Origin of the sequence: Micromonospora sp. NPDC048868, assembly GCF_043198195.1 — a bacterium.
Lineage (GTDB): Bacteria > Actinomycetota > Actinomycetes > Mycobacteriales > Micromonosporaceae > Micromonospora > Micromonospora reichwaldensis.
Genome location: NZ_JBICUN010000001.1, coordinates 487,084 through 510,738 on the forward strand (window position 1 = coordinate 487,084; position 23,655 = coordinate 510,738).

Below are 23,655 nucleotides of genomic sequence, written 5' to 3' on the forward strand. Positions count from 1 at the left end.
ACAGATTCGTGATGGCCCGACATTAAATGGCGAGCATCGATGTGTCCATACCTTCCGCCGATTCGGCACCAACTTTCGTCGATCCCGTCAAAAGTCGCCGCCTGCCGGAGCGCGACTCAATGGGGACGGTCGACGGCCTGGGCGGCGAGGGCGGTCAGGGCGGCACGGGCCCCGGCGGGCACCGGGGTGGACCCCAGGGCCGCCAGGGCGGCCTCCGCGCGTACCCGGATCATCTCCTCGATCCGCTCACGGGCCCCGGTCCCCTCGATGATCTTCCGCAGCTCGGCGGCGCCGTCGCCGTCGAGCGCCGGGTTGCCGAACAGCTCCCGCAGCCGCGCGGCCTGCGCCCGGTCGGCGGCACCCCGGGCCAGCGCCATCATCACCGTCGGCTTGCCCTCCCGCAGGTCGTCCAGGACCGACTTGCCGGTGACCGTCGGGTCGCCGAAGACCCCCAGCACGTCGTCGCGCAGTTGGAACGCGTCGCCCAGCGGGTCGCCGAACTCGGCCAGCGCGGCGAGCAGCTCCGGCCCGGCCCCGGCCAGCGTCGCCCCGATCTGCAACGGCCGGGTGACCGTGTAGCGGGCCGCCTTCATCCGGACCACGGTCAGCGCGCTCGCCACCGACCCGTCGCCCACCCCGGAGACCAGGTCCAGGTACTCCCCCGCGATCACCTCGGTGCGCATCAGCGCGTAGACCGCGTACCCCCGGTGCACCCGCCCGGCGTCCAGGCCGCACTCGTGGAACATCTGGTCGGACCAGGCGGCGCAGAGGTCGCCGCAGAGCAGCGCGGTGTTACGCCCGTACGCCTCGGGGTCGCCACGCCAGGACGAGCGGGCGTGCAGGTCGGCGAAGAGCCGGTGCACCGACGGCCCGCCCCGGCGGCGGTCGCTGCCGTCCAGGATGTCGTCGTGGATCAGCGCGAACGCGTGGAACAGCTCCAACGCGGCGGCGGCCGTCACGATCGGGGCGCCGTCGGGGCCGCCCGCGCCCCGCCATCCCCAGTAGCAGAAGAGCGGGCGCAGCCGCTTACCGCCGGCCAGCACGAACCGGTGCAGCGCGGTGAAGACACCCCGGGGCGCGCCGTCCGGCCAGTCCCGGCCCTGCCGGTCGAGGAAGGCGGCGAGCGCGGCGTCGAACCGGGCCCGCAGCCCGCTCGTGTCGGTCGGGGCGACGACGGCGGTCACGCCTCCTCCCCGGACGACCCGGCTGACGCCGGGGTGGGCGGCCCAGCCGGCGGCGGGACCGTGCCGGGGTTCGCCTGCGGCGCCAGCCCCGCCAGCTCCAGCAGGAGTGCCTTGACCTCGGTCGCGGCGACCCGGTCCCGGGCGGCGGACGGATCGGAACAGAGCAGCACCGGCCCGTCGGCCGGGTCGGCCGGGAGCCGGCCGTGCGACCCGCGCACCGCCCGGGCGCCGGCGTCCAGCCCCACCGCGCTCATCAGGTAGCGCATCCCGAGCTTCTTGCGGGCCAGCGCCACGGCGGCCCGCCGCTTCGCCGCGCCCGGCGCGGCCGGGTCGAAGAACAGTTCGGCGGGGTCGTAACCCGGCTTCCGGTGGATCTCCACCAGCCGGGCGAAGTCGGGCGCGCGGGCGTCGTCGAGCCAGTAGTAGTAGGTGAACCAGGCGTCCGGCTCGGCGACGAGCACCAGTTCGCCGGCGCGCGGGTGGTCCAGCCCGTGCGCCGCCCGGCCGTCGGCGTCGAGCACCTCGGCCACCCCGGGCAGCCCCGCGCAGAGCGCCGCCACCGCCGGCACGTCGGCCGGGTCGCGGACATAGACGTGCGCCACCTGGTGGTCGGCCACCGCGAAGGCCCGCGAGGTCCACGGGTCGAGGTACTCCATGCCGGCCTGGGTGTGCACCCGCAGCAGCCCCTCGGCGCGCAGCAGCCGGTTGACGTCGACCGGCCGGGACACGTCGGTGATGCCGTACTCGGAGAGCACCACCACTGTCGCGTCGCGGGCGCGGGCGGCGTCCAGCAGCGGCCCGAGCACCCCGTCCAGCTCGGCCGCCGCCGCAGCGGCCCGGGGCGACGAGGGGCCGTGACGTTGCAGGTCGTAGTCGAGGTGCGGGACGTAGACCAGGGTCAGGTCCGGCGCGTGGTCGGCGAGGATCCGCTCGGCGGCCCGGCAGATCCACGCCGACGACGCCAGCCCCGCGCCCGGCCCCCAGTAGCTGAACAGCGGGAAGGTGCCGAGCCGGTCGGTGAGGGCGTCGTGCAGCTCCGGCGGGTCGGTGTAGCAGTCCGGCTCCTTGCGCCCGTCCGCGCGGTAGACGGGGCGCGGGGTGACCGTCCAGTCCACGTCGGCGCCCATGGCGTACCACCAGCAGACGTTGGCCACAGTGAAGCCCGGCTCGACCCGGCGGGCCGCCTGCCACAGCTTCTCGCCACCGACCAGGGCGTGGTGCTGCCGCCAGAGCAGCACCTCGCCGAGGTCCCGGAAGTACCAGCCGTTGCCGACGATCCCGTGCCCGGCCGGGAGCTCCCCGGTGAGGAACGTCGACTGCACCGGGCAGGTCAGCGCGGGCAGCACGGTGCCCAGCTCCGCGCGGAAGCCGGCGTCGGCGACCGCGCGCAGCCGGGGCATGTGCGCCAGCAGGCGCGGGGTCAGCCCCACCACGTCCAGCACCACCAGCCGCCGGCTCATGTCGTCACCTCGCTGCCCTGTGCGGGCGCCAGGCCCAGGGCGAGCAACTCGGCGCGGGCGAAGGCCAGCTCCGCGGCGATGCCGGCGGCCAGCTCCGCGTCGGTGCGCGGGCGCCGCGCGGCCGGCAGCACCCCCCAGGTGTACGTCTCGACGTCGAGGTGGTCGCAGCCCGCCTCCGGCCCGGCGTAGAGCGCGGCCAGCGCGGCGCGCAGCACCGGCAGGGTCGAGCCGAGCGGCGGCTCGGGCGGGGCGTGCAGCGGCACGTGGTAGTGCACCCGCCACGGCCCGGGCAGCCGCGCCTCCAGGGCGGCGTCCAGGTCGTCGGCGGCGTGGGCGGCGTCGGCCGGGTCCGCCGCGCCCGCACAGCCGGCGGCGCGGGTCTGGTGCAGGAAGCGCGGCTCCACCCAGCGGCGCAGCGTCGCCGTCGCCCCGGCGGGCGCCTCGATGGCGGCCGAGACCTGCACCTTCACCACCGGCAGCCCGGCCGCGCGCAGCCGGCCCAGCGCCTCGGCCGGCGCCTCCCAGGCGCAGGCGAGGTGGGCGAGGTCCAGGCAGACGCCGAGCCGTTCGGTGTCCACCCCGGCCAGGGCCGCGACCGCCTGCCCGGTGCTCTCCACCACGCAGCCCGGCTCCGGCTCGAACCCGACCCGGACCGGTCGGCCGGTCTCCCGCTCGACGGCCGCGAGACCCGCCGACAGCTCGTCGAGCCGGTAACGGGCGGCGTCCGCGTGGACGGCGTCCCAGGGCCGCCGCCAGGCCAGCGGCAGGGTGGAGACCGAGCCTCGGGCCGCGTCGTCGGGCAGCAGGTCGGCGAGCACCCGGGCCAGGTCCAGGGTGTACGCGAGCCGCGCGGGCGTGGTCCAGTCCGGGTGGTAGACGTCGCCCTTGACCACGGGGGCCTGGAAGGCCGCGTACGGGAAGCCGTTGAGCGTGACCACCTCCAGCCCCCGGGCGGTCAGCGCGGCCAGCAGCCGGCGGCGGGCGGCCGGGTCGGCGGCCAGCTCGGCGGCGACCGGGGCGGCCAGCCACAGCCCGAGGCCGAGCAGGTCGGCGCCGAGCGCCTCGCGTACGGGTACGGCGTGGGTGTCCAGTTGGCGCAGGATGCCGGCGAGGTCCTCGGCGGGGTGCACGTTTGTGCAGTAGCCGAGGTGGACGGTGTCGCCGCCGGCGTGCCGCAGCCGCATCAGCTGCCGCCGCGCAGGATCGAGTTGCCCGCCCAGGTGCCGATCGGCGGGTCGGCGGCGGCGTGCTCCAGGTCCGTCAGGTCGAGCCGACCGGACTGGCCGTAGAACTCGACCGGGTTGCGCCACAGCACCCGGTCCACGTCGTCGTCGGTGAAGCCGGCCAGCAGCATCGCCTCCCCGGTGGCCCGGGTGAGCAGCGGGTCCGAGCGCCCCCAGTCGGCCGCCGAGTTGACCAGCACCCGCTCGGTCCCGTACGCCCGCAGCAGCTCCACCATGCGCGGCGGCGACATCTTGGTGTCGGGATAGATGGAGAAGCCCAGCCAGCAGCCGGTGTCGCGGACCAGCCCCACCGTCACCTCGTTGAGGTGGTCGAGCACCACCCGGCCCGGCGCGACGCCGGACTCGGCGACCACGGCGAGGCTGCGTTCGACGCCCCGCGCCTTGTCCCGGTGCGGGGTGTGCACCAGGGCCGGCAGGTCGTGGGCCACGGCCAGGGCGAGCTGGGCGGCGAACGCCTCGTCCTCCTCCGGCGTCATCGAGTCGTAGCCGATCTCGCCGACCGCCACCACGGCGTCCTTGTCGAGGTAGCGCGGCAGCAGGTCGAGCACCGGGCGGCAGCGCGGGTCGTTGGCCTCCTTCGGGTTCAGCGCGACCGTGGCGTGGTGGCGGATCCCGAACTGCCCGGCCCGGAACGGCTCCCAGCCGACCAGCGAGTCGAAGTAGTCGGCGAAGGAGGCGGGGCTGGTGCGGGGCTGGCCGAGCCAGAACGCCGGCTCCACCACCGCCCGGACGCCCGCGGCGGCCATCCGCTCGTAGTCGTCGGTGGTCCGCGAGGTCATGTGGATGTGCGGGTCGAAGATGCGCATCAGGCCTCCTGGATTTCGCGCAGCCGGGTGAGCAGGTCGGTCGCGTCCGCCGGCATGGCGCGCCCGGCGGCCTGCCGCTCGGCGGCCAGCGACGCGAGCATCGCGGCGAGTTCGCCGTCGGCGCGGGCGTCGAGGTCGTGCACCACGGCCAGCGGCACGCCGGTGAAGACGCACTTGAGCACCGCCTGCCGCCAGGCGGCCGGGTCGAGGTGCCGGGCGTACGGGCCGAGGGCGGCGGCCAGCAGCCGGGTGTCGTTGGTGCGGACCGCGTCGTGCAGCAGCGGCGTTCCGGCCGCGCCGACCGGCAGCAGCGGCAGCGCCTTGAGCACGGCCCGCTTCTCGGCGGCGTCGCCCTGCCGGTAGCGGGTCTCGGCGTGGGTCGCGTGGCCGGTCGGCAGCGCGGCCAGCAGCAGGGCCCGGACCGCCTCGTCGGTGCTCCAGCCGGGCGCCCCGGGCAGCGGTGCCCGGCCACAGCGCCGCCCGGCGGCCGGGAAGAACCTGTCGATCGTCGCCGGTTCGGCCGCCACCCGCCGCAGCGCCTCGTCGAGCCAGTCGGGTTCGGGTACGCCCCGCAGCGCGGCCCGCAGTGAATCCGGTGTCATCCCGTCTCCTCCCTCGTGCTGCCGACGTGGCCCCGTCACCGGTGCTGGCGTGCCGCCTCCTTCGCGGTGGCACCCGGTCCCGGGCGTGCCGCCTCCTGCGCGGCGGCGCGCAGGAAGTCGAGCGAGCGGGCCGCGACGGCGGGGGCGGCGTGCGAGTGCCGGGGCAGTTCCACGGCGACCAGGCCCCGGTAGCCGGCGTCGCCCAGGGCCCGCAGCACGGGCGGGAAGTCGATCTCCCCCGCGCCGAACTCCAGGTGCTCGTGAACGCCCCGGCGCATGTCGTCGATCTGCACGTTGACCAGGTACGGGCCGACCTCGCGTACGCACTCGGGGACACCTCGCGGCTCCAGGCAGCGGCAGTGCCCGATGTCGAGGGTGATGCCGAAGCGGGCCGGATCGCCGAGCGCGCCGCGCAGCCGGCGCCAGCCGGCGATGTCCTCGACCAGCATGCCCGGCTCCGGCTCGAAACCGAGCGTCGTGCCGGCCGCCTCGGCGGCGTCGAGCACCGTCGCGCAGCCGGCGACCAGCCGGTCCCAGGCGGTCTCCGGTGGCACCGTCCGGGGGCGTACGCCGGACCAGAGGGAGACGGCCTCCGCGCCCAGGTCGGCGCCGATCCGCACGGCCCGGCGCAGGAACTCGACGCGCCGCGCCGGGTCGTCGTGCAGCAGCGTCGGGGCGTGCTTGTGCCACGGGTCGAGCAGGTAGCGGGCGCCGGTCTCGACGACCACGGCCAGGTCGAGCGCCGCGAGCCGGCGGGCGACGGCCGCCACCCGACGGGCCAGCGCGGGCGCGAACGGGTCGAGGTGGTCGTGGTCCAGGGTGAGCGCGACGCCCTGGTAGCCCAGGTCGGCGACGACGGCGAGCGCGTCGGTCAGCCGGTGGTTGGCGAACCCGTTGGTGCCGTAGCCGAACCGGAGCCCGCCGTCGCCGTCGGCCGCGCCGGCCACCGCCGTGCCCCGGGGGCCCGACGCGGGACGGGTCGGGGCGGTCATGTCGGGGAGATCCTTCGGGCGAGCCGGCCGCCGAGCGGCGCGGCCGCCGCCACCGCCAGCCCCAGCAGCCCGGCCCCGGCGCGTGCGGTGAGGGCGCCCTGCAACGCGGGCAGCCCGGTGATCCCGGCTCCCACCGCCGCCCGCACCCGGCCGGCGCGGGGGTCGGCCGCCGCCCGGGCCTGGGCCGCGCCGTAGCGGGCCGCGTACCAGCCGGCCAGCAGCGCCGGCAGCGCGGCCCGGTCGGGGCGGGGCCGGACGGCGGCGCCCGCGGCGACCAGTGCGGTGCCGACGAGGGTACGCAGCGGCAGCGCGGCGTCGGCGCCGGTGACCTCGCGGCGGGAGAGCGCGGTGACCGTCCACGTGTGCGCGGCCACGGTGACCGCCGCCGGCACCGCCCGCAGCGCCCGTCCACCCGTCGCGCCAAGGAGGACGTCCAGCCCCCGGCAGGCGGCCATCACGGCCGGGCCTGCGGCCGTCGACTTCGCCGCCAGGTCGTACCCCCAGACGGCGGCGGCGAGCGGGACCGCGACAGTCGCGGCGCGCCGGCCACCGGCGGCGGTGGCCAGCGCGACCCCGGCGGCGGTGAGCCCGGCGGCGAGGCCGAGCGCGGCCCCGGGGGCCACCCGGCCGCTGGGGATGGGCCGCTCGGGGCGTTCGACGGCGTCCAGCCGGCGGTCGGCCCAGTCGTTGGCGGCCATCCCCGCCCAGTAGAGCAGGACGGACGCGGCGGCCAGCGCGGGCGTACGCCGCCCGAGCGTGCCGGCGGCGGCCGCGCCGGCGACGACGTCCCCGGGCACCGAGAGCGCGGCCGGCGCCCGGACCAGTTCGGCGAGGTCAGCGAGGCGCGGCATCGGTGCCTCCCGCGTGCAGCCGGTGGGCGAAGCCGCACAGTCGGGTCCACTGGTCGGCCAGCGAGTGGGTGGGCGTGCCGAGCGGGTCCTTGAAGAAGAAGGCGAGGTCGGTCAGGGGGCCGGCGTGGCCGGCGGCGTGCGCGGCGGCGGTGAGTCGGGCCAGGTCGAGCACGAGGGGCGCGGCCAGGGCCGAGTCGCAGCCGTGCCAGGTGAACTCCATCCGCATCCCGGTGCCGAGGAACCCGGCGAACGTGATCAGGTCCCAGGCGGTCTTGAAGTCGCCCAGCGCCTCGACGTACTCGATCCGGGTGCCGCCCTGCGGCAGGTGGCCGAGGGTCTCGCCGAGCACCCGCTGTTTGCTCTCCACCTTTGCCGCGTTGGCCGCCGGATCGGCGAGGGTGGCGCCGTCGCCGCCGCCGAGCAGGTTGACCCCGGACCAGGAGCGCACCGCCAGGTGCCGCATCGCGAACATCGGCGCGAGCACGGACTTGACAAGCGTCTCCCCCGTCTTGCCGTCGTGCCCGGCGTACGGGATCCCGCGCTCGGCGGCCAGCGCCACCAGGGCCGGGAGCCGCAGCCCGGTGGACGGGGTGAAGTCGACGTACGGGCAGCCCGCCCGCACCGCCGCGTACGCGTAGAGGGAGCTGGGCGGCAGCACCTCGTCGGGGCCGGCGAGCGCGGCGGCCAGCGCGACCGGGTCGGCGTGGCCCGGGTGCGGGCGGGCGGCGGGTTCGGTGGCCGAGACGTTGACCACCACCACCCGGTCCAGCCCGTGCCGGCGGCGGAAGTCGGTGAGGTCGCGTACGGTCGCGGCGGCCCGGTCCGCCTGGGTGCCGCCGGCAGGGGCCGGACGCAGCTCGCGTTCGACGGCGGCCAGCTCGTCGGGGAGTGCGGCGACCAGCCGGCCGGGCAGCACGCCGGCGGCGGCCAGGGTCTCGGCCCGCTTCGCCAGCGGGGTGGTGACGACGTCGTGCCCGCCGAGGACCAGGTCGGTGAAGGCCGGCAGGGCGGGCCCGCGCAGGTCGGGCAGCTCGGTGACGCAGCCGGTCGGGCCGGTGAGCCCGGACCGCAGGGCGAGCGCCCCCACGATGCTGGTGGTCGCGACCGAGCCGCGTGCTCCCACCAGCCAGACACCCGTACGCATGGTGCTCCTTCCCGATCAGGAGGAACCAGCCGTGCATTGAGTTATATAGATATCAGAAGTTTGTTCAGAAAGATACGCATCTATGCGGATGGGCCCCGTCCGCCGGCCGCCCCGGGAGGAGCCCACCGGTCCGGTGTCGACGTCGGCGGCGACGACCCCGGCCCGGATCCCGGCGCGGGCACGGACGGACGGGGCTGGCAGGCAGGGCCGGTCGGCGTCCCGTCCCTGCCTCCCCCGCATCCGCCGGTCGGGACGACGGCGCGCGCCGACCGGACGTCGTGGGGTGACACGGCCCGGCAGGATCGCCGGGTGGTGACGGTCCTCCGGTGCGACCGGGGAATCCCGGTCCGGCCGCACCGGACGACCGTTCTGCTCGTGCGTCACCGGGCCACGCCGGCCCGGCCGCACGTCCTCCGGCTCCGACCTCGTCCCGGCCGCGGGGCGCAACCGCGGCCGGTCCCTCGCCGGTCGGCGCCGGAGTCGGCTCAGGCGGCGACCGTGGCCAGGGCCGGCTCCACCTCGGTCCACGAGGAGCCGAGCTCCGCCGACCGGGTCACCGCGTCCAGCACCAGCTGGACCTGCAACCCGTCGACGAAGGAGGGCGCCGGGTCGACGCCGGTGGCGACCGCCTCGACGAAGTCCCGCATCTGGTGGGTGAAGGAGTGCTCGTAGCCGATGAGGTGGCCGGGCGGCCACCACGCGGACATGTACGGGTGCTCCCCCTCGGTCACCAGGATGCGGCTGAAACCCTGCTCGGCGGCGGGTCGCGTCGCGTCGTAGAACTCCAGCTCGTTGAGGCGCTCCAGGTCGAAGGCCACCGTGCCCAGCGAGCCGTTGATCTCCACCCGGAGGGCGTTCTTGCGTCCTGTGGCGAAGCGGCTCGCCTCGTACGTGGCCAGCACGCCGCCGTCGAGGCGGGCCACGAAGACCGCCGCGTCGTCGACGGTGACCGCCCCGGTGGCCGGGCGGTGGCCGTCGGCACCGTTGCCGTCGGCCGTCGCCCCGTCCACCGTCGCCGCCAGCCCGCTCGACCCGGCCGGCAGCGGCCGCTCCTTGACGAACGTCTCGGTGACCGCGCTGACCCCGGTGATCCGCCGGCCGGTGACGTACTGGGTCAGGTCGATGATGTGCGCGCCGATGTCGCCGAGCGCGCCGGAGCCGGCCTTGTCCCGCTGCAACCGCCACACCAGGGGGAACTGCGGGTCCACGATCCAGTCCTGCAGGTACGTCGCCCGGACGTGCCGGATCACCCCGAGCCGCCCGTCGGCGACGAGCTGGCGCATCATCGCGACCGCCGGCACCCGCCGGTAGTTGAACCCGCACATCGACCGCACCCCGGCGGCCTGCGCGGTGACCGCCGCGGCGGCCATCGCCCGGGCCTCGGAGACCGTGTTGGCCAACGGCTTCTCGCACAGCACGTGCTTGCCGGCGGCCAGCGCGGCGAGGGCGATCTCGGCGTGGCTGTCCCCGGGCGTGCAGACGTCGACCACGTCGATGTCGTCCCGGGCGATCAGGTCGCGCCAGTCGGTCGTGTACGCGTCCCAGCCGAGCCGGTCGGCGGCGTCGGCCACCTTCCCGGCGTCCCGGCCGCAGATCAGCGACATCCGGGCCCGCGCCGGCAGGTCGAACACGCGGTTCACGGTGCGCCACGCCTGTGAGTGCGCGGCGCCCATGAACGCGTAGCCGACCATGCCGACCCGCAGTTCTCTGTCTGTCGTGGACAAGGTGGGTCTCCCCCCGTGTATCAGAACCCGAGCTTGAGGTAGCTGCCCGCGTTCTCCTTGGTGATCGTCTCGGAGGCGAGGATGATCTCCTTGGGCACCTGGAGTTCCACCAGGTCGGACATGCCCCTGCCCTGGCCGATCAGCCGGGCCAGGGAGATGGCCGAGGAGGCCATCGAGGGGCTGTAGGTCACCGTCGCCTTCAGCACCGTGTTGTCCGCCTGGATGTCCTCCATCGCCTTCTTCGAGCCGGCGCCGCCGACCATGAAGAACTCCTTGCGGCCGCTCTGGTTGACCGCCGCCAGCACGCCGATGCCCTGGTCGTCGTCGTGGTTCCAGAGCGCGTCGATCTTCGGCAGGGCCTGGAGCAGCTGCGCCGCCTCCTGCTGCCCCGAGTCGGCCGTGAACCGGGCCGCCCGGCGGTTGGCGACCTTGAAGCCGCTCGCCGTCAGGGTGTCGACGAAGCCCTTCGACCGCTCCTGGGTCAGCTCCAGCTCGTCCATGCCCGCGATCTCGCCGATCACCGGATTGCTGACGCCCTTGGCCTTGAACTGCTCGATCATGTAGGTGGCGGCGGCCACGCCCATGCCGTAGTTGTCGCCCTTGATCTGGAGCCGGTAGGCCCGCGCGTCGGGGAAGGCCCGGTCCAGGTTGACCACCGGAACGCCGGCCTTCATCGCCTCCAGTCCGAACGCGTTGAGCTCCTTGCCGTCGTGCGGCAGCAGCACGATCACGTCCGGCTTCTGCGAGATCAGCGTGGACAGCGCCGCCCGCTGGGCCGCCGCGTCCGCGCCGGCCTCGACCGACTTGAACTCCACGTCGGAGTACGCCCCGGCCTGCGCCTTGGCGTTGTTGGTGATGGCGGCGATCCAGCCGTGGTCGGCGGCCGGCGCGGAGAAGCCGATGACGACCCGCTTGCCGGGCTCGTTGTTGCCGCCCGGCGCGGCCGCCGCCTTGGTCTGCGCCTCGGTCGGCTTGGTCTCGTTGCTGGTGCAGCCGGCGAGCAGCACGCCGGCGCCGACGGCGGCCCCGCCGAAGAGCAGCCGGCGGCGCGACATGTCGCGACTGTGCTGGGTCATGACGACCTCCTGGGTTGACGGTGGTGGAGGAAATCTCGCGGTGCGGGACGGAAGAGCGCGTGCGGTGCCCGGCCACCGTCGCTCAGGTGGCCCGGATGCCGCGCGGTCGGTGCGGTGGGGGGTCAGGTGGTGGTGAGCCGGTTGCGGCTCAGGAACTGGGTGACGCTGCGGAACTGGACCTGCTGGACCAGGACGGCGGCGACGATGATGCCGCCCTTGACCATGTTCTGGGCCTCCGTGGAGAGGCCGTTGATGGCGAAGAGGTTGGTGATGGTGGCGAAGATGACCACCCCGAGCAGGGAGCCGATGATGGTGCCCCGCCCGCCGCTGAGCAGCGTGCCGCCGATGATCGCGGCGGCGATCGCGTCCAGCTCGTAGAGGTTCGCCATCGCCGCCTGCGCCGAGTTGGCCTGGGCGGTGAGCATGATGGCGGCGATCCCGCAGCAGAGCCCGGAGAGCGCGTAGAGCAGCACGGTGTGCCGCCGGACGTTGATGCCGGCGAGCCGGGCGGCCTCCGGGTTGCCGCCGACGGCGACCGTACGCCGGCCGAAGGTGGTGCGGTTGAGCAGCACCCAGCCGGCGGCCACCACGGCGGCGAGGATGTAGACCAGCAGCGGGATGCCCAGCAGGCTGTTGCTGGCGAGGCCGTTGATGAAGCCGTTGTCCGACACCTGGGTCTGCTTGTCGGAGATCTCGGCGGCCAGGCCCCGGGCCGCCACCAGCATGGCGAGGGTCGCGATGAACGGCACCAGCCGGCCGTACGAGATGAGCAGCCCGTTGACCAGGCCGACCGCCAGCCCGACGGTGAGCGCGCTGAAGATCATGCCGCCGGCGCCGTAGCTCTGGGTGGCCACCGTGGTGCACCAGACGCCGGCCAGCGCGACGATCGCGCCGACGGAGAGGTCGATGCCGCCGCCGATGATCACGAAGGTCATGCCGACGGTGACCACGCCGACCACGGCCGCCAGCTTGAGGATGCTCAGGACGTTGTCCCACACCCAGTCGGGGTTGGAGTACAGGTCGGAGCGGGTGAGGGCGCCGATCACGACGAGCACGGCCAGCACCCCGATCAGGCCGAGGTTGCGCTTGGCGCCCTCGCCACCCTCGCCCCGCCACCAGGAGATGCGGCCCGGTGCCGCCACCTTGTCGACGGCCGCCCCGGTCTGCGCCGGGTCCACCGGCGGCGACTGCGCCGGCAGTTGCGCCGCCCGCTCCGGCGCCGTGGTGGGGGTGGGCGTCGCGTCGCTCATGCCGGTGCGCCTTCCATCAGGGACCCCGCCATGACGAGGTCGAGCACGGTGTTCTCGTCGAGTTCGCGGGCCGGGGCCTCGTGGACGACCCGCCCCTCCCGCATCACCAGCACCCGGTCGGCCAGGCCGAGCACCTCGGGGACCTCGCTGGAGACCAGCAGCACCCCGACGCCGCGCGCGGCCAGCCCCCGGATCACCTGGTAGAGCTCCGCCCGGGCGCCGACGTCGACGCCCCGGGTCGGCTCGTCGAGCAGTAGCAGCCGGGTGTCGCCGAGCAGCCAGCGGCCGACCACCACCTTCTGCTGGTTGCCGCCGGAGAGGGTGCGCACCGGCCGGCGTACGTCGCGGGGGCGCAGCTCCAGGCTCTCGGCGATCCGGTCCGCCTCGGCCCGTTCCCGTCCGGCGTCGGTGAACCCGGCGCGGGCGTAGCGGGCGAAGGTCGCCAGGGTCACGTTGCGGTAGATCGGCTCGCCCAGCAGCAGTGCCTGGCTCTTGCGCTCCTCGGGGGCCATCCCCATGCCGGCCCGCACCGCCGCGCCGACGCTGCCGGGGCGCAGCGCCCGGCCGGCCATCCGCACCGAGCCGGCGTCGGCACGGCGCGCGCCGTAGATGGTCCCCAGCAGCTCGGAACGGCCCGAGCCGACCAGCCCGGCGATGCCGACGATCTCGCCGGCCCGCACGCCGAGCGAGACGTCGGCGAACTCGCCGGCCCGGGTCAGACCCTCGACCGTGAGCAGCTCCGCGCCGCCCGCCGCGCCGGCCGGGCGGTCCGGGAAGACGTACTCGATGGTGCGGCCGGTCATCCGGCTGACCAGGTCGCGGGTCGGGGTGTCGCGGGCCGACAGGTTCGCCGCGGTGGTCCGGCCGTCCTTGAGTACGGTGACCCGGTCGCCGATCTCGCGGATCTCCTCCAGCCGGTGCGAGATGTAGATGACGGCGATGCCCTGCGCGGTCAGCTCCCGGATGATCCGGAACAGGTTGCCCACCTCGTCGTGGGCCAGCACGGCGCTCGGCTCGTCCATGATGATCAGCCGGGCCTCGTGGGAGAGGGCGCGGGCCATGCTGACGATCTGCTTGCCGGCGGCGGGCAGCGCGCGCACCATCCGCCCGGGCGGAATCTCGGCGTGGCCGAGCCGGCCGAGGATCTGCCGGGTGTGCCGGGCCATGGCGCCCCGCCGGACGAAGCCGAGCCGGCGCGGCTCGTGGCCGAGGAAGGCGTTCTCCGCGACCGAGAGGTCCTCGACCAGGTCGAGTTCCTGGTAGATGGTGGCGATGCCGGCGCGCATGGCGGCCTGCGGGTTGGCGAAGGTGGTCGGCTCGCCCCGCCACTCGACGAGCCCCGAATCGGGCCGGTGCACCCCTGCGAGCACCTTGATCAGGGTGGACTTGCCGGCGCCGTTCTGCCCGAGCAGACAGTGCACCTCGCCGGCGCGCACCTCCAGCTGCACCCCGTCCAGGGCCCGTACGCCCGGGAAGGTCTTGACCACGTCGGTGAGGCGCAGCACCACCTCGCCCGCGACGGCGTCGGCGGGCGACTCGACCAGTTGCTCACTCATGATGCCTCCGCGAAGGCCACGTCGCTGGCCAGCACGGCGGCACCGGCGACGCCGGCGCGCGGGCCCAGCTCGGACAGGACGACGGGCAGGTTGCCGGTGGCCAGCGGCAGCGACCGGCGGTAGACGACGCTGCGGATCTCGGCGAGGAGGATGTGCCCGAGCTGGGCGAGCCCGCCGCCGATCACGATCATCGACGGATTGGTGAAGCTGACCAGCCCGGCCAGGACCCCACCCACCCGCCGACCCCCGTCGCGGATCAGCTGGATGCACGTCACGTCCCCCTCGACGGCACCCCCGGCGACGTCCAGCGCGGTCACCGCGCCGTGTGCGGTGAGGCGTTCGGCCAGCGCCGGCGACACCCCGCTGCGCGCGGCGGCGGTCGCGTCCTTGGCCAGCGCGGCCCCGCTGAACAGCGCCTCCAGGCAGCCGACGTTGCCGCAGGAGCACATCGGGCCCTGCGCGTCGACCTGGATGTGGCCGATGTCCCCGGCGCAGCCGTCGGTGCCCCGGTAGACCTCGCCGCTGAGGTAGATCCCGCACCCTATTCCGGTGCCGATCTTCACGAAGAGGAAGTCGTCCACGGAGTGGGCGACCCCGCCGTGCCGTTCCCCGATGGCCATGATGTTGACGTCGTTGTCGACCACCGCCGGGCAGCCGTGCTCGCGGGTGAGCAGTTCGCGCACCGGGAACCGGTCCCACCCGGGCATGATCGGCGGGGAGACCGGCACGCCGTCGCGGAAGCTGACCGGGCCGGGCACCCCGATGCCGACGGCGTCGAGCCGCTCATAGGCGCCGTCCACCCGGGCCTTGTGCAGCAGCTCGTTGACCCGCTGGAGGATCACCTTCGGGCCGGTGCGGATGTCGGCCGCCTCGGCGTACGCGGCGACCGGCTCCAGCCGGCCGTTGACCACCTCGACGTCGATGGAGCTGGCGCCGAGGTCGACGGCGGCGAAGCGCAGGCGCGGGCTCAGCTCGACCAGGGTGGAACGGCGACCGCCCCGGGAGGCGGCCAGCCCCGCCTCGGCGACGTAGCCGAGGGCGACGAGCCGTTCCAGCTCCGCCAGCAGCCGGGGACGGGGCATCTGCAACCGGTCGCCCAGCTCGGCCCGGGACACCGCGCCCTCGTCACGGAGCAGCCGCAGCAGCCGTACGTGCAGGGGGTCGACTGTCCGCACCGGACTCACCTCTTCGCGGGCTCGTTCACATCGACGTGATGCCGAGGTGTCGTGCCGACACAGTAGGAGTGTTCCGTGTCACGTGTCCAGAGCTTCGGCCGATTTGACGCGAACTTTTGTCCGATCGAGCAAAAGCATCGGGAGGATCAGGAAAAGCGCAGGGCCCGGAGCGGGCGGAAGCGCGCCGACGCCCCGCCACCGGTGCTGGGTGGCGGGCGTCGGCGGGTGCGGACGGGCGACGCGGTCAGCGGCGGTTGGCGGCGTTGCGCTTCTTCTTGAGCTTGCGGTCGTCGCGCAGCTCGACGTACGGCTCCTCGTCCGGGGAGTGGCCCGCCTCGATGGCGCGGCTGCGCTCCAGCTCGGCGTCGAACTCCGCGCCGAGGAGGATCGCGATGTTGCTCAGCCACAGCCAGATCAGGAAGACGATCACACCGGCGAGCGCCCCGTACGTCTTGTTGTACGAGCCGAAGTTGCTGACGTAGAGCGCGAACAGGCCCGAGATCACCAACCAGATGACCACCGCCAGCACGCCTCCGGGGCTGACCCAGCGGAAGCCGCCGTGCCGCGCGTTCGGCGACGCCCAGTAGAGGATCGCGAACATCAGGCTCACCAGGAGCAGCAGCACCGGCCACTTGGCGATGTTCCACACGGTCACCGCCGTGGAGCCCAGCCCGATCGCCTCCCCGACCTGCTCGGCCAGGCCGCCGGTGAAGACCACGATCACCGCGCTGGCCAGCAGCATCACGCCGATCACCGCGGTCACCCCGACGCGGATCGGCAGCGTCTTCCAGATCGGCCGCCCCTCCGGCACGTCGTAGATGGTGTTGGAGGCCCGCATGAACGCGGCGACGTAACCCGACGCCGACCAGAACGCGGCGAGCAGACCGAGGATCGCGGCGAAGCCGGCGAAGCCGCCGCTCTGCTGCGCCTGGTCGATCGCCCCCTCGACGATCTGCCGGATGCTGTCCTGCGGGACGACGTCGTTGACCGTCTCCTTGACGCCCTCCGTGGCCCGCGGGCCGAGCAGGCCGAGGATCGAGACCAGCACCAGCAGGCCGGGGAAGATCGAGAGCACCCCGTAGTACGTCAGCGCCGCCGCCCAGTCGGTCAGGCTGTCGTCCTGGAACTCCCGCACCGTGCGGCGCAGCGCGGCCTTCCAACCGGCGCCCGGCAGCTCGGTCGGGCTGTCGGGGCCCTCGTCGGGCCCGACCGGGCCGCGACCCGGGCGGTGCCGCTCGGCACGAACGGGGTCGGACCCCCGGTCGGCGCGGCCCGTCCGGCGGTCGCCCACCCGGCCGGCCGCCGCCCCGGAATCGTCGCGGTCGCGTCCGCTGCGGGTGGAGGACTCGTCGGAGGCCATCGCCCCTCCTCGTGGTCGGTGTCAGTCCCCCTCGACATGCCCAGGCAGCGGCCACCGTTAACCACCAGGGCCTGTTTCATAAGGGCGGTCGAGCCGAGGCGGAGTCCGGGCGGCGATCCGGCAAGGCGCGGTTTCGTCCGGATACCGGTGTGGTATCCGGACGAAACTGCAACGCCGCCGGTCGTCGTCCGGGCCCGCCGCAGGCCGGCCAGTTCTTATGAAACAGGCCCTAGCCGTAGAGCAACCTGCCCATCCGGCGCGAGGCGACCAGCAGCCCCAGGACCATCGCCGCGAGCAGGTAGAGCACGTCGAGCACCCACTCCCAGCCGGCCGCGCCCACCGAGACGCCGCGGATGAGGTGCACCGCGCGGTAGAGCGGCGTCACCTCCACCGCCCAGCGCAGCGCAGCCGGGTAGGCCTCGGCGGGGACGAACGTGCCGGAGAAGAGGAAGAGGGTGAACTGGGCCGCCGACATCAGGTCGAAGTCGTGCCAGCTGCGCATGAAGGTGGTGATCGCCATGCCCAGTGCGCCGAAGGCGAAGCCGACCAGCACGGCCGCCGGGAAGGCGACCAGCGCCCGCGCCGCGGTGGTCAGCTCCATCACCACCATCACCACCAGGAAGGCGGCCGAGTACGCGCTGCCGCGCAGCATCGCCCAGAGCAGCTCCCCCAGCGCGATCTCGAACGGCTGCACCGGGGTGGCGATCACCCCGTCGTACAGCTTCATCTGCTTCATCTTGCCGAAGAAGTTGAAGGTCGTCTCCGACAGCGCGCCGGACATGGCCGACGACGCGAGCATGGCCGGCGCGACGAACGCCGCGTAGGTGACGACCTCGCCGCCGGGCAGCGTGAGGTCGCCGACCAGCGTGCCGACCCCGACGCCGATGGAGAGCAGGTAGAGCAGCGGCTCCACGAACCCGGAGACGAGCAGCAGCCAGTAGACGGTCTTCAGGGCCGCGACGTTGCGCTCGGCCACGGAGACCGACCGGCGGGACGCGGCGGCCAGCCGGGGCAGGACGAGAGCGACCACTGCGACTCCTCCTAGACGACCAGCCTACGACGGAACGCGCGCCGGGCCAGCAGCCAGCCGCCGGCCGCCCAGGCCGCGAGGTAGAGCAGGTGACCGGCGACCGACCACTGCGGAGCGACGCCGAGCGCCGCCGCCCGGCACAGGTCCACGCCGTGCCAGAGCGGGGTCGCGTACGCCAGCCAGCGCAGCGCCAGGGGCAGCGACTCGACGGGGAAGAACACGCCGGCGAAGAGCGTCATCGGGATCACCGCGAAGCGGAGCAGCATCGCGAGCCAACTGTCGACGGAGACCACCGACGCGTACGCGAAGGTCGGCGCGGCGACCGCCAGCCCGAGCAACGCCGTCACCGGCAGCGCGGCGAGCGCCCACGGCGAGCGCAGCGCCCCGAACAGGGCCGTCACCAGCAGGAACGCCGCGACGGTGGTGACCACCCGGAACACCACGAAGGCCAGGTGCCCGCCGAGGATGTCGCCCACCCGCAGTGGCGCCGCGCTCTGCGCGAAGTAGGTCCTGACCCACTGGAAGTTGCCGAACACGGGCCACGTCGACTCGCTGACGGCCGTCTGCAACGCGGTCGACGCGATCAGGCCGGGCACGATCCAGTCGAGGTAGCTCACCCCGTCGATGCCCTGGTCGATGTAGGAGCCGACGCCGACGCCGAAGCCGAGGACGGTCAGCACCGGCAGCAGGAACGACGAGAAGATCCCCGCCCGCCAGGTGCGCCGGTAGCCGACGAGATGGTGCGCCAGCACCGCGAGCGCCGGCACCCGCGGCAACCTCGGGCGCGCGCGTTCCCGCGCCGACTGCGCCACGCTCACGCGACCACCCCCGTCTCGCTCCGCGTCCACCACGGCCTTACTACCTCGCGGGTACGACAGGCCGGCGACTCCGTCGCCCCGTCAGCGCTTACGGGCCGCGCGCAGCAGCGCCTGCACCGCGTAGGCGAGCAGCAGCAGCCCGGTGCCGGTGCCGACGACGAGCCCCGCCGGCACCGCCGAGACGAGCGCGGTGACCAGCCCGGCCACGGCGACGGCACACACCGCCACCCCGAGCGGCCACAGCAGCGGGTCGCGCAGCACCGGGACGAGGGGGAAGAAGTGCAGCCCCACCACGGCGCCGACCAGCACCGGGATGAACTCCGACCAGCCGACGAGGGCGAGCACGACGGCGCCGAGCCCGGCGGCGGCGAACTCGGCCAGGACGATCAGAAGGTAGCGGCGGTCGGCGGCGCGGTCGTGCGCGACGCCCCCGGCTCCCCGGCTGCGGGCCACGACGACGGCGCCGATCACCGCCGTGACCAGGGCCGCGCCGCTCGCGACCACCAGCAGGGCGCGCAGCGGCTGCTCGGCGGCCGGCACGCTGAACCAGATCGTCGCGAAGACGCCCAGATAGAGCGCGGCGAGCCCGGCCTGGCGGCGGGACTGGAACTCCAACTCCGACATGACACCCCCGTGTGCGTCGGCGGGCGGTCGACGTGCCGCCGGCCCGCCGATGCTACGTAACGGCCGACGCCGCCGCACCCACCCGGTCGCGCCGGACGACCGGCACCGGATCGACGACGAGCGACCGGACGCGCTGTCAGTCGACCAGGGTGCGGCCGGTGAGGTGGAGGAAGACGTCCTCCAGGCTGCTGCGCCGGACCAGCACGTTGGCCGGGTGCAGCCCCCGCTCGCCGACCTCGGCGACGGCCGCGTCGCCATCGGGCACGTAGAGCAGGATCCGGTCGGGCAGCACCTCGACGCGCTCCCCCAGCCCGTCGAGCTTGCCGGCGAACGCCTCCTGGGACTCGGCGGCGAACCGCAGCTCGACGACCTCCCGGGTGGAGTGCCGGTCGATCAGCGCCCGGGGCGAGCCCTCGGCGACGATCCGCCCGCCGTCCATCACCACCAGGCGGTCGCAGAGCTGCTCCGCCTCGTCCATGTAGTGCGTGGTGAGGACCAACGTGACGCCCTGCTGCTTGAGCCGGAACAGCCGCTCCCACACCAGGTGCCGGGCCTGCGGGTCCAGGCCGGTCGTCGGCTCGTCGAGCAGGACGATCTCGGGCTCGTTGACCAGCGCGCGGGCGATGGTCAGCCGCCGCTTCATGCCGCCGGAGAGCGGCTCCACCCTGCTGTCGGCCCGCTCGGTGAGCTGGACGAAGTCGAGCAGCTCGGCGGCCCGCGCCCGGGCCACCCGCCGGGAGATGCCGAAGTAGCGCGCGTAGGTGGTGAGGTTCTCCTGGACGGTCAGCTCGGGATCCAGGTTGTCGAGCTGCGGGCAGACGCCGAGGCGGGCCCGGATCGCCGGCCCGTCGCGCACCGGATCCATGCCGAGGATGCGCAGCTCGCCGCCGCTGGGCGGGGAGGTGCAGCCGATCATCCGCATGGTGGAGGACTTGCCGGCGCCATTGGGCCCGAGGAAGCCGAACGCCTCGCCGGCCCGCACCTCGACGTCGATGCCGTCGACGGCGGTGAAGTCGCCGAACCGCTTCACCAGCGCCCGCGCCTGGATGAGTGGTGGAGCCGTGGTCATCGCCCGACCCTAACCTCCGGATCCGACACCCCCCACCGGGCGTTCCGACACCCCCACCGGATCCGGTGGGGTGTGTCGCCGGGGTGATAGGGGCCGGGCGGTAGGGGTACAGGCACCCTGGTCAGGGCCCATCCGGCAACGGAGAGCGACGAAAACTACCCTGCGTCATCGCCCGGTGCGGTGCCGACGGCGCGGCGGCGGCCGCGCGGGGGTGGGCCGGAAACGCGCTGCTACCGGACCAGAGTGGACGCATCGGATGCGACTCGCTCCCGGCTTGCCGCATTCTTACCAATCAGGGCGCGCATCCTGCCGCATATCCGGACCCAATTACAGTCTCTCTGTGTAATCGCGAGTCCCAATTAATTACTGGCTGCAATCATGATCAGCAATGTTCCGCCCGGTATCTAATTCGCGTATCGTGCCCCCTCGTGCCACCAGTGCGTTCCTCCGGCGAACCCGCCCCGCAGCCGTCCACCGTGGGCCCCGAGTCCACCCCGGATGGCGGTCCGGTTCCGTTGCCGCGCGAGACGGACAATCGGTCCGATCCAGACGGTGCCGCGCCCGATCCACGGGAACTCGCCGCGCAGTTCGAGGACGAAAAGCCCGGGCGGGAACTCTCCGGGCCGATCGGCGTGCTGGTCACCGGAACGACGTTGGCGATCGCGCTGCTCGCCCTCTGGCAGGTGTTCTACCCGCTGCCGCAGGGGAGCAAGTTCTACCTGGTCATCTTCCTGGCCGGCATCCTGCCGATGGTCTTCCTGGCGTACCCGGCGGATCTGCGCCTGCCCCGGCGGCTGCGCCGCACGGACGCGACCGGGCCGGGCGACGCGGTCCCGGCGGAGCGCCCCAGGCGCCGGGGCCCCACCCTGCCGGACTGGATCCTGGCCGGCGCGGCGCTGGTCAGCTGCCTCTACCCGGTGCTGCCCGTCGACCTGGGCGACGGCGGCGGCGGGTACGACGCCTTCCTCGACCGGCAGGGCCTGCTCGTCGGCATGGACGTGGCGATGGGCACCGTCCTGCTGATCCTGCTGCTGGAGGCGTGCCGGCGCACCACCGGCTGGATCCTGCCGGCCGTCTGCGTGGTCTTCCTCGGCTACGGCTACTACGGCGGGCTGCTGCCCCAGTCCTGGCCGGTGGCCCACGCCGGCCTCGACTTCGGACAGATCGTCGACGGCCTCTACAACTCCGACAGCGGCTTCTACGGCACCCCGCTCGACGTCGCGGCGACGTACATCGTGCTGTTCACCATCTACGGCGCGGTGCTGGACCTCTCCGGGGCCGGCCGGTTCTTCGTGGAACTCTCCGCCGCCGCCTTCCGGCGCTCGCGTACGGCCGCCGGGCGCACCGCCGTCGCCTCCGGGTTCCTGCTCGGCACCGTCTCCGGCTCCGGCGCGGCGACGACCGTCAGCATCGGCGCGGTCACCTGGCCCGTGCTGCGCCGCGCCGGCTACCCGCCGGAGCGGGCGGGCGGCATGCTCGCCGCGGCCGGCGTCGGGGCGATCCTCTCCCCGCCCACCCTCGGCGCGGCGGCCTTCATCATCGCCGAGTACCTCGGCGTCTCGTACCTCCAGGTGCTCGGCTGGGCGACCGTCCCGACGGTGCTCTACTACCTCGGCATCCTCCTCGCGGTCGAGATCGACGCCCGGCGCTCGGGCGTGCGGCCGGTGGTGATCGACACGACCTCCGCCGGCCGGCTGCTGGCCCGGTTCGGCTACCACTTCCTCTCGCTCTTCGCGATCGTCGGGCTGCTCGCCGTCGGCTTCTCCGCGACGAAGGCCGTGGTGCTGGCCACCATCCTGGCCGCCGTGCTGTCCTTCCTCGACCGTCGGCACCGGCTCACCCCGGCCCGGCTGCTCGCCGCGCTCAGCGCCGGCGTGCGCGGCGTCCTCGCGGTCAGCGCGGTCTGTGCCGCCGCGGGCATCATCACCGCCACCACCACCAAGACCGGCCTCGGCCCCCAGGCGGCGGCGCTGCTGGTCAGCGGGGCCCAGGCCGTCAGCTCCGAGCCGGCCGTGGTGCTGGCGCTCACCGCGCTGCTCGCCGCCGTCGCCCTCACCCTGCTCGGCCTGGCCGTGCCGGTCACCGCGTCGTTCGTGATCGGCTGGGTGATCATCGGCCCGGCCCTGCTGGACCTGGGCGTCACCGCGCCCGCCGCGGCGATGTTCGTCTTCTACTTCGCGGTGCTGTCCGAGGCGTCCCCGCCGACCGCGCTCGCCGCGGTCGCCGCCGCCGCGGTGACCGGCGGCCGGCTGGTGCCGACCATGTGGCAGACCCTGCGGTACGCCCTGCCGGCCTACCTCATCCCGCTCGCCTTCGTGGTCACCCCGACCGGCCTCGGGCTGCTCGGCATCGGGGGCCCGCAGCGGATAGCCGTCGCCGCGACGGTCGCCGCCCTCAGCGTCGCCGTGCTCGCGGTGGCGGCGGGCGGCTGGCTGCCCGGCGTCGGCCCGGCCGGCGCGCCGGAGCGGATCGTCGGCGCGCTCGCCGGGCTCACGCTGCTCTGGCTCGAACCCGTGCCCGTCGCGATCGGCGCCGCCCTGGCCGCCGTCATGGTGGCGGGCGTGCTCGTCAGACGCGGATCCGCCGGCCGGAACGGCGGGCCGTCAGCAGTACCAACGGTGAACCATGGGGAGGAAAAACAGTGAGACGGATCAACATGCGGCTCGCCGCGGGGGTTGGCGCGCTGGCCCTCGTCGCCGCGGGCACCGCCGGCTGCGGAGGCCGTCAGGACGGCGCGACCAAGGACGACGCCGCCAGTGAGATCACCTGCAAGGTCACCGACAGCACCCGCGTCGGCATCGCCACCGGCAACGCCACCGGGGTCTACTACGTGGTCGGCAACGCGCTGGCCGGTCAGCTCTCCGGCGCGACCGAGGGCAAGCTGACCGGCACCGCCGCCGAGACCGGCGCCTCGGTGCAGAACATCGAACAGCTCGTCGGCGGGCAGTACGACGTCGCCTTCTCGCTGTTCGACACGGCGGTCAACGCGGTGCAGGGCAAGGGCAGCTTCACGGCCCCGCAGCCGGTCGAGGCGCTCGCCCGGATCTACGACAACTACACGCAGGTCGTCGTCCGGGCCGACTCGGGGATCAACTCGGTCGCCGACATGAAGGGCAAGAAGATCTCCACCGGCTCCCCGAAGTCCGGCACCGAGGTCATCGCCAACCGGCTGCTGGAGGCCGCCGGCCTCGACGCGGCCAAGGACGTCCAGGCGCAGCGGCTCGACCTGACCAAGAGCGTCGAGGGCGTCAAGGACGGCAGCGTCGACGGGCTGTTCTGGTCGGGCGGCGTGCCCACGGGCGGGCTGACCGACCTGTTCACCACCGCCGGGGACAAGGTGAAGTTCATCGACATCACCCCGCTGCTGCCCAAGATGACCGAGCTCAACCCGGCGTACCAGGCCGGGACCATCGGCGCGGACGTCTACAAGACCGCCGCGGACACCCCGACCATCGTGGTGCCGAACGTGCTGCTGGTCCGCAAGGACCTCAACGCGAACGTGGCCTGCGCGATCACCCGGACGGTGTTCGACAAGAAGGACGCCCTGGCCCAGGCCAACCCGGCCGCCAAGGGCATCAACCTGGACAACGCCCGCAAGACCGACCCCGTACCGCTGCACCGCGGCGCGGACAAGGCGTTGCAGGACCTCGGCGCACGCTGATCCCCGGCGCCGGGTCCGGGCCTCGCGCC

At 74.1% G+C, this 23,655-nt stretch carries 20 protein-coding genes; 2 read left to right on the forward strand and 18 right to left on the reverse strand.

Annotation, left to right across the window (positions count from 1 at the left end; all coding sequences use genetic code 11):
* Positions 1–116: 116 nt before the first annotated feature.
* The 18 genes from ACGFNF_RS02295 to ACGFNF_RS02380 form a co-directional block, all read right to left on the reverse strand.
* Complete coding sequence (locus ACGFNF_RS02295) at positions 117–1,184, reverse strand: polyprenyl synthetase family protein (RefSeq protein WP_393165209.1); 1,068 nt, start codon at positions 1,182–1,184, stop codon at positions 117–119.
* Entirely contained in the window at positions 1,181–2,644 is a 1,464-nt protein-coding gene (locus tag ACGFNF_RS02300; RefSeq protein ID WP_393165211.1) for an alkaline phosphatase family protein, read from the reverse strand. Before ACGFNF_RS02300 ends, ACGFNF_RS02295 begins: the two co-directional genes overlap by 4 nt.
* Positions 2,641–3,828 (reverse strand): metabolite traffic protein EboE, encoded by a 1,188-nt coding sequence (gene eboE / locus ACGFNF_RS02305; RefSeq protein WP_393165213.1) that lies wholly within the window; start codon positions 3,826–3,828, stop codon positions 2,641–2,643. Before eboE ends, ACGFNF_RS02300 begins: the two co-directional genes overlap by 4 nt.
* A complete protein-coding gene (locus ACGFNF_RS02310; protein ID WP_393165215.1) occupies positions 3,828–4,694 on the reverse strand; it encodes a TatD family hydrolase in 867 nt (288 codons plus the stop codon). Before ACGFNF_RS02310 ends, eboE begins: the two co-directional genes overlap by 1 nt.
* Positions 4,694–5,296 (reverse strand): EboA domain-containing protein, encoded by a 603-nt coding sequence (locus ACGFNF_RS02315; protein ID WP_393165217.1) that lies wholly within the window; start codon positions 5,294–5,296, stop codon positions 4,694–4,696. Before ACGFNF_RS02315 ends, ACGFNF_RS02310 begins: the two co-directional genes overlap by 1 nt.
* Before the next feature lie 35 nt (positions 5,297–5,331).
* Complete coding sequence (locus ACGFNF_RS02320) at positions 5,332–6,288, reverse strand: sugar phosphate isomerase/epimerase family protein (protein ID WP_393165219.1); 957 nt, start codon at positions 6,286–6,288, stop codon at positions 5,332–5,334.
* The gene (locus ACGFNF_RS02325) at positions 6,285–7,139 is read right to left on the reverse strand and encodes an SCO3242 family prenyltransferase (protein ID WP_393165221.1); all 855 of its coding nucleotides are present in this window, start codon (positions 7,137–7,139) and stop codon (positions 6,285–6,287) included. The genes ACGFNF_RS02320 and ACGFNF_RS02325 overlap by 4 nt, the downstream gene beginning before the upstream one ends.
* Entirely contained in the window at positions 7,123–8,283 is a 1,161-nt protein-coding gene (locus tag ACGFNF_RS02330; RefSeq protein ID WP_393165223.1) for an inositol-3-phosphate synthase, read from the reverse strand. Before ACGFNF_RS02330 ends, ACGFNF_RS02325 begins: the two co-directional genes overlap by 17 nt.
* A 485-nt stretch (positions 8,284–8,768) precedes the next feature.
* Positions 8,769–9,974: a Gfo/Idh/MocA family protein gene (locus ACGFNF_RS02335; RefSeq protein ID WP_393165336.1), complete on the reverse strand. Its 1,206-nt coding sequence runs from the start codon at positions 9,972–9,974 to the stop codon at positions 8,769–8,771.
* Positions 9,975–10,027: 53 nt separating this feature from the next.
* Positions 10,028–11,083, reverse strand: a complete 1,056-nt coding sequence (locus ACGFNF_RS02340; RefSeq protein ID WP_132236966.1) for a substrate-binding domain-containing protein — start codon at positions 11,081–11,083, stop codon at positions 10,028–10,030.
* A gap of 122 nt (positions 11,084–11,205) precedes the next feature.
* A complete protein-coding gene (locus ACGFNF_RS02345) occupies positions 11,206–12,333 on the reverse strand; it encodes an ABC transporter permease (protein ID WP_357578135.1) in 1,128 nt (375 codons plus the stop codon).
* A complete protein-coding gene (locus ACGFNF_RS02350) occupies positions 12,330–13,889 on the reverse strand; it encodes a sugar ABC transporter ATP-binding protein (protein ID WP_357578134.1) in 1,560 nt (519 codons plus the stop codon). The genes ACGFNF_RS02345 and ACGFNF_RS02350 overlap by 4 nt, the downstream gene beginning before the upstream one ends.
* Complete coding sequence (locus ACGFNF_RS02355) at positions 13,886–15,064, reverse strand: ROK family protein (protein WP_357578133.1); 1,179 nt, start codon at positions 15,062–15,064, stop codon at positions 13,886–13,888. Before ACGFNF_RS02355 ends, ACGFNF_RS02350 begins: the two co-directional genes overlap by 4 nt.
* A gap of 244 nt (positions 15,065–15,308) precedes the next feature.
* On the reverse strand, positions 15,309–16,424 hold the full coding sequence (locus tag ACGFNF_RS02360; RefSeq protein WP_357578132.1) for a YihY/virulence factor BrkB family protein: 1,116 nt from the start codon (positions 16,422–16,424) through the stop codon (positions 15,309–15,311).
* Between the two features lie 229 nt (positions 16,425–16,653).
* The gene (locus ACGFNF_RS02365) at positions 16,654–17,454 is read right to left on the reverse strand and encodes an ABC transporter permease (RefSeq protein ID WP_357580301.1); all 801 of its coding nucleotides are present in this window, start codon (positions 17,452–17,454) and stop codon (positions 16,654–16,656) included.
* An 11-nt stretch (positions 17,455–17,465) separates the two neighbouring features.
* Positions 17,466–18,266, reverse strand: coding sequence for an ABC transporter permease (locus ACGFNF_RS02370; protein ID WP_393165338.1), 801 nt, complete (start codon positions 18,264–18,266; stop codon positions 17,466–17,468).
* A gap of 87 nt (positions 18,267–18,353) precedes the next feature.
* Positions 18,354–18,896 carry a hypothetical protein gene (locus tag ACGFNF_RS02375; RefSeq protein WP_311411836.1) on the reverse strand — a complete coding sequence of 181 codons (543 nt, stop codon included), beginning with the start codon at positions 18,894–18,896 and terminating at the stop codon, positions 18,354–18,356.
* 136 nt (positions 18,897–19,032) lie between these two features.
* Positions 19,033–19,965 carry an ABC transporter ATP-binding protein gene (locus tag ACGFNF_RS02380; RefSeq protein ID WP_132236952.1) on the reverse strand — a complete coding sequence of 311 codons (933 nt, stop codon included), beginning with the start codon at positions 19,963–19,965 and terminating at the stop codon, positions 19,033–19,035.
* Positions 19,966–20,393: 428 nt separating this feature from the next.
* Between ACGFNF_RS02380 and ACGFNF_RS02385 the strand changes: the two genes are divergently transcribed.
* Together ACGFNF_RS02385 and ACGFNF_RS02390 are read left to right on the forward strand one after the other, a co-directional pair.
* Complete coding sequence (locus tag ACGFNF_RS02385) at positions 20,394–22,610, forward strand: TRAP transporter permease (RefSeq protein ID WP_393165227.1); 2,217 nt, start codon at positions 20,394–20,396, stop codon at positions 22,608–22,610.
* Entirely contained in the window at positions 22,607–23,626 is a 1,020-nt protein-coding gene (locus tag ACGFNF_RS02390) for a TAXI family TRAP transporter solute-binding subunit (protein ID WP_393165229.1), read from the forward strand. Before ACGFNF_RS02385 ends, ACGFNF_RS02390 begins: the two co-directional genes overlap by 4 nt.
* Positions 23,627–23,655 lie beyond the last annotated feature (29 nt).

What these genes read in the sequence shown, in the direction of transcription:
- ACGFNF_RS02315 (WP_393165217.1), bottom strand. Translation starts at nt 5,296, where the DNA reads ATGACACCGGATTCACTGCGGGCCGCGCTGCGGGGCGTACCCGAACCC.
- ACGFNF_RS02350 (WP_357578134.1), bottom strand. Translation starts at nt 13,889, where the DNA reads ATGAGTGAGCAACTGGTCGAGTCGCCCGCCGACGCCGTCGCGGGCGAG.
- ACGFNF_RS02300 (WP_393165211.1), bottom strand. Translation starts at nt 2,644, where the DNA reads ATGAGCCGGCGGCTGGTGGTGCTGGACGTGGTGGGGCTGACCCCGCGC.
- ACGFNF_RS02330 (WP_393165223.1), bottom strand. Translation starts at nt 8,283, where the DNA reads ATGCGTACGGGTGTCTGGCTGGTGGGAGCACGCGGCTCGGTCGCGACC.
- ACGFNF_RS02375 (WP_311411836.1), bottom strand. Translation starts at nt 18,896, where the DNA reads ATGTCGGAGTTGGAGTTCCAGTCCCGCCGCCAGGCCGGGCTCGCCGCG.
- eboE (WP_393165213.1), bottom strand. Translation starts at nt 3,828, where the DNA reads ATGCGGCTGCGGCACGCCGGCGGCGACACCGTCCACCTCGGCTACTGC.
- ACGFNF_RS02360 (WP_357578132.1), bottom strand. Translation starts at nt 16,424, where the DNA reads ATGGCCTCCGACGAGTCCTCCACCCGCAGCGGACGCGACCGCGACGAT.
- ACGFNF_RS02340 (WP_132236966.1), bottom strand. Translation starts at nt 11,083, where the DNA reads ATGACCCAGCACAGTCGCGACATGTCGCGCCGCCGGCTGCTCTTCGGC.
- ACGFNF_RS02335 (WP_393165336.1), bottom strand. Translation starts at nt 9,974, where the DNA reads ATGGTCGGCTACGCGTTCATGGGCGCCGCGCACTCACAGGCGTGGCGC.
- ACGFNF_RS02325 (WP_393165221.1), bottom strand. Translation starts at nt 7,139, where the DNA reads ATGCCGCGCCTCGCTGACCTCGCCGAACTGGTCCGGGCGCCGGCCGCG.
- ACGFNF_RS02345 (WP_357578135.1), bottom strand. Translation starts at nt 12,333, where the DNA reads ATGAGCGACGCGACGCCCACCCCCACCACGGCGCCGGAGCGGGCGGCG.
- ACGFNF_RS02320 (WP_393165219.1), bottom strand. Translation starts at nt 6,288, where the DNA reads ATGACCGCCCCGACCCGTCCCGCGTCGGGCCCCCGGGGCACGGCGGTG.
- ACGFNF_RS02310 (WP_393165215.1), bottom strand. Translation starts at nt 4,694, where the DNA reads ATGCGCATCTTCGACCCGCACATCCACATGACCTCGCGGACCACCGAC.
- ACGFNF_RS02380 (WP_132236952.1), bottom strand. Translation starts at nt 19,965, where the DNA reads ATGACCACGGCTCCACCACTCATCCAGGCGCGGGCGCTGGTGAAGCGG.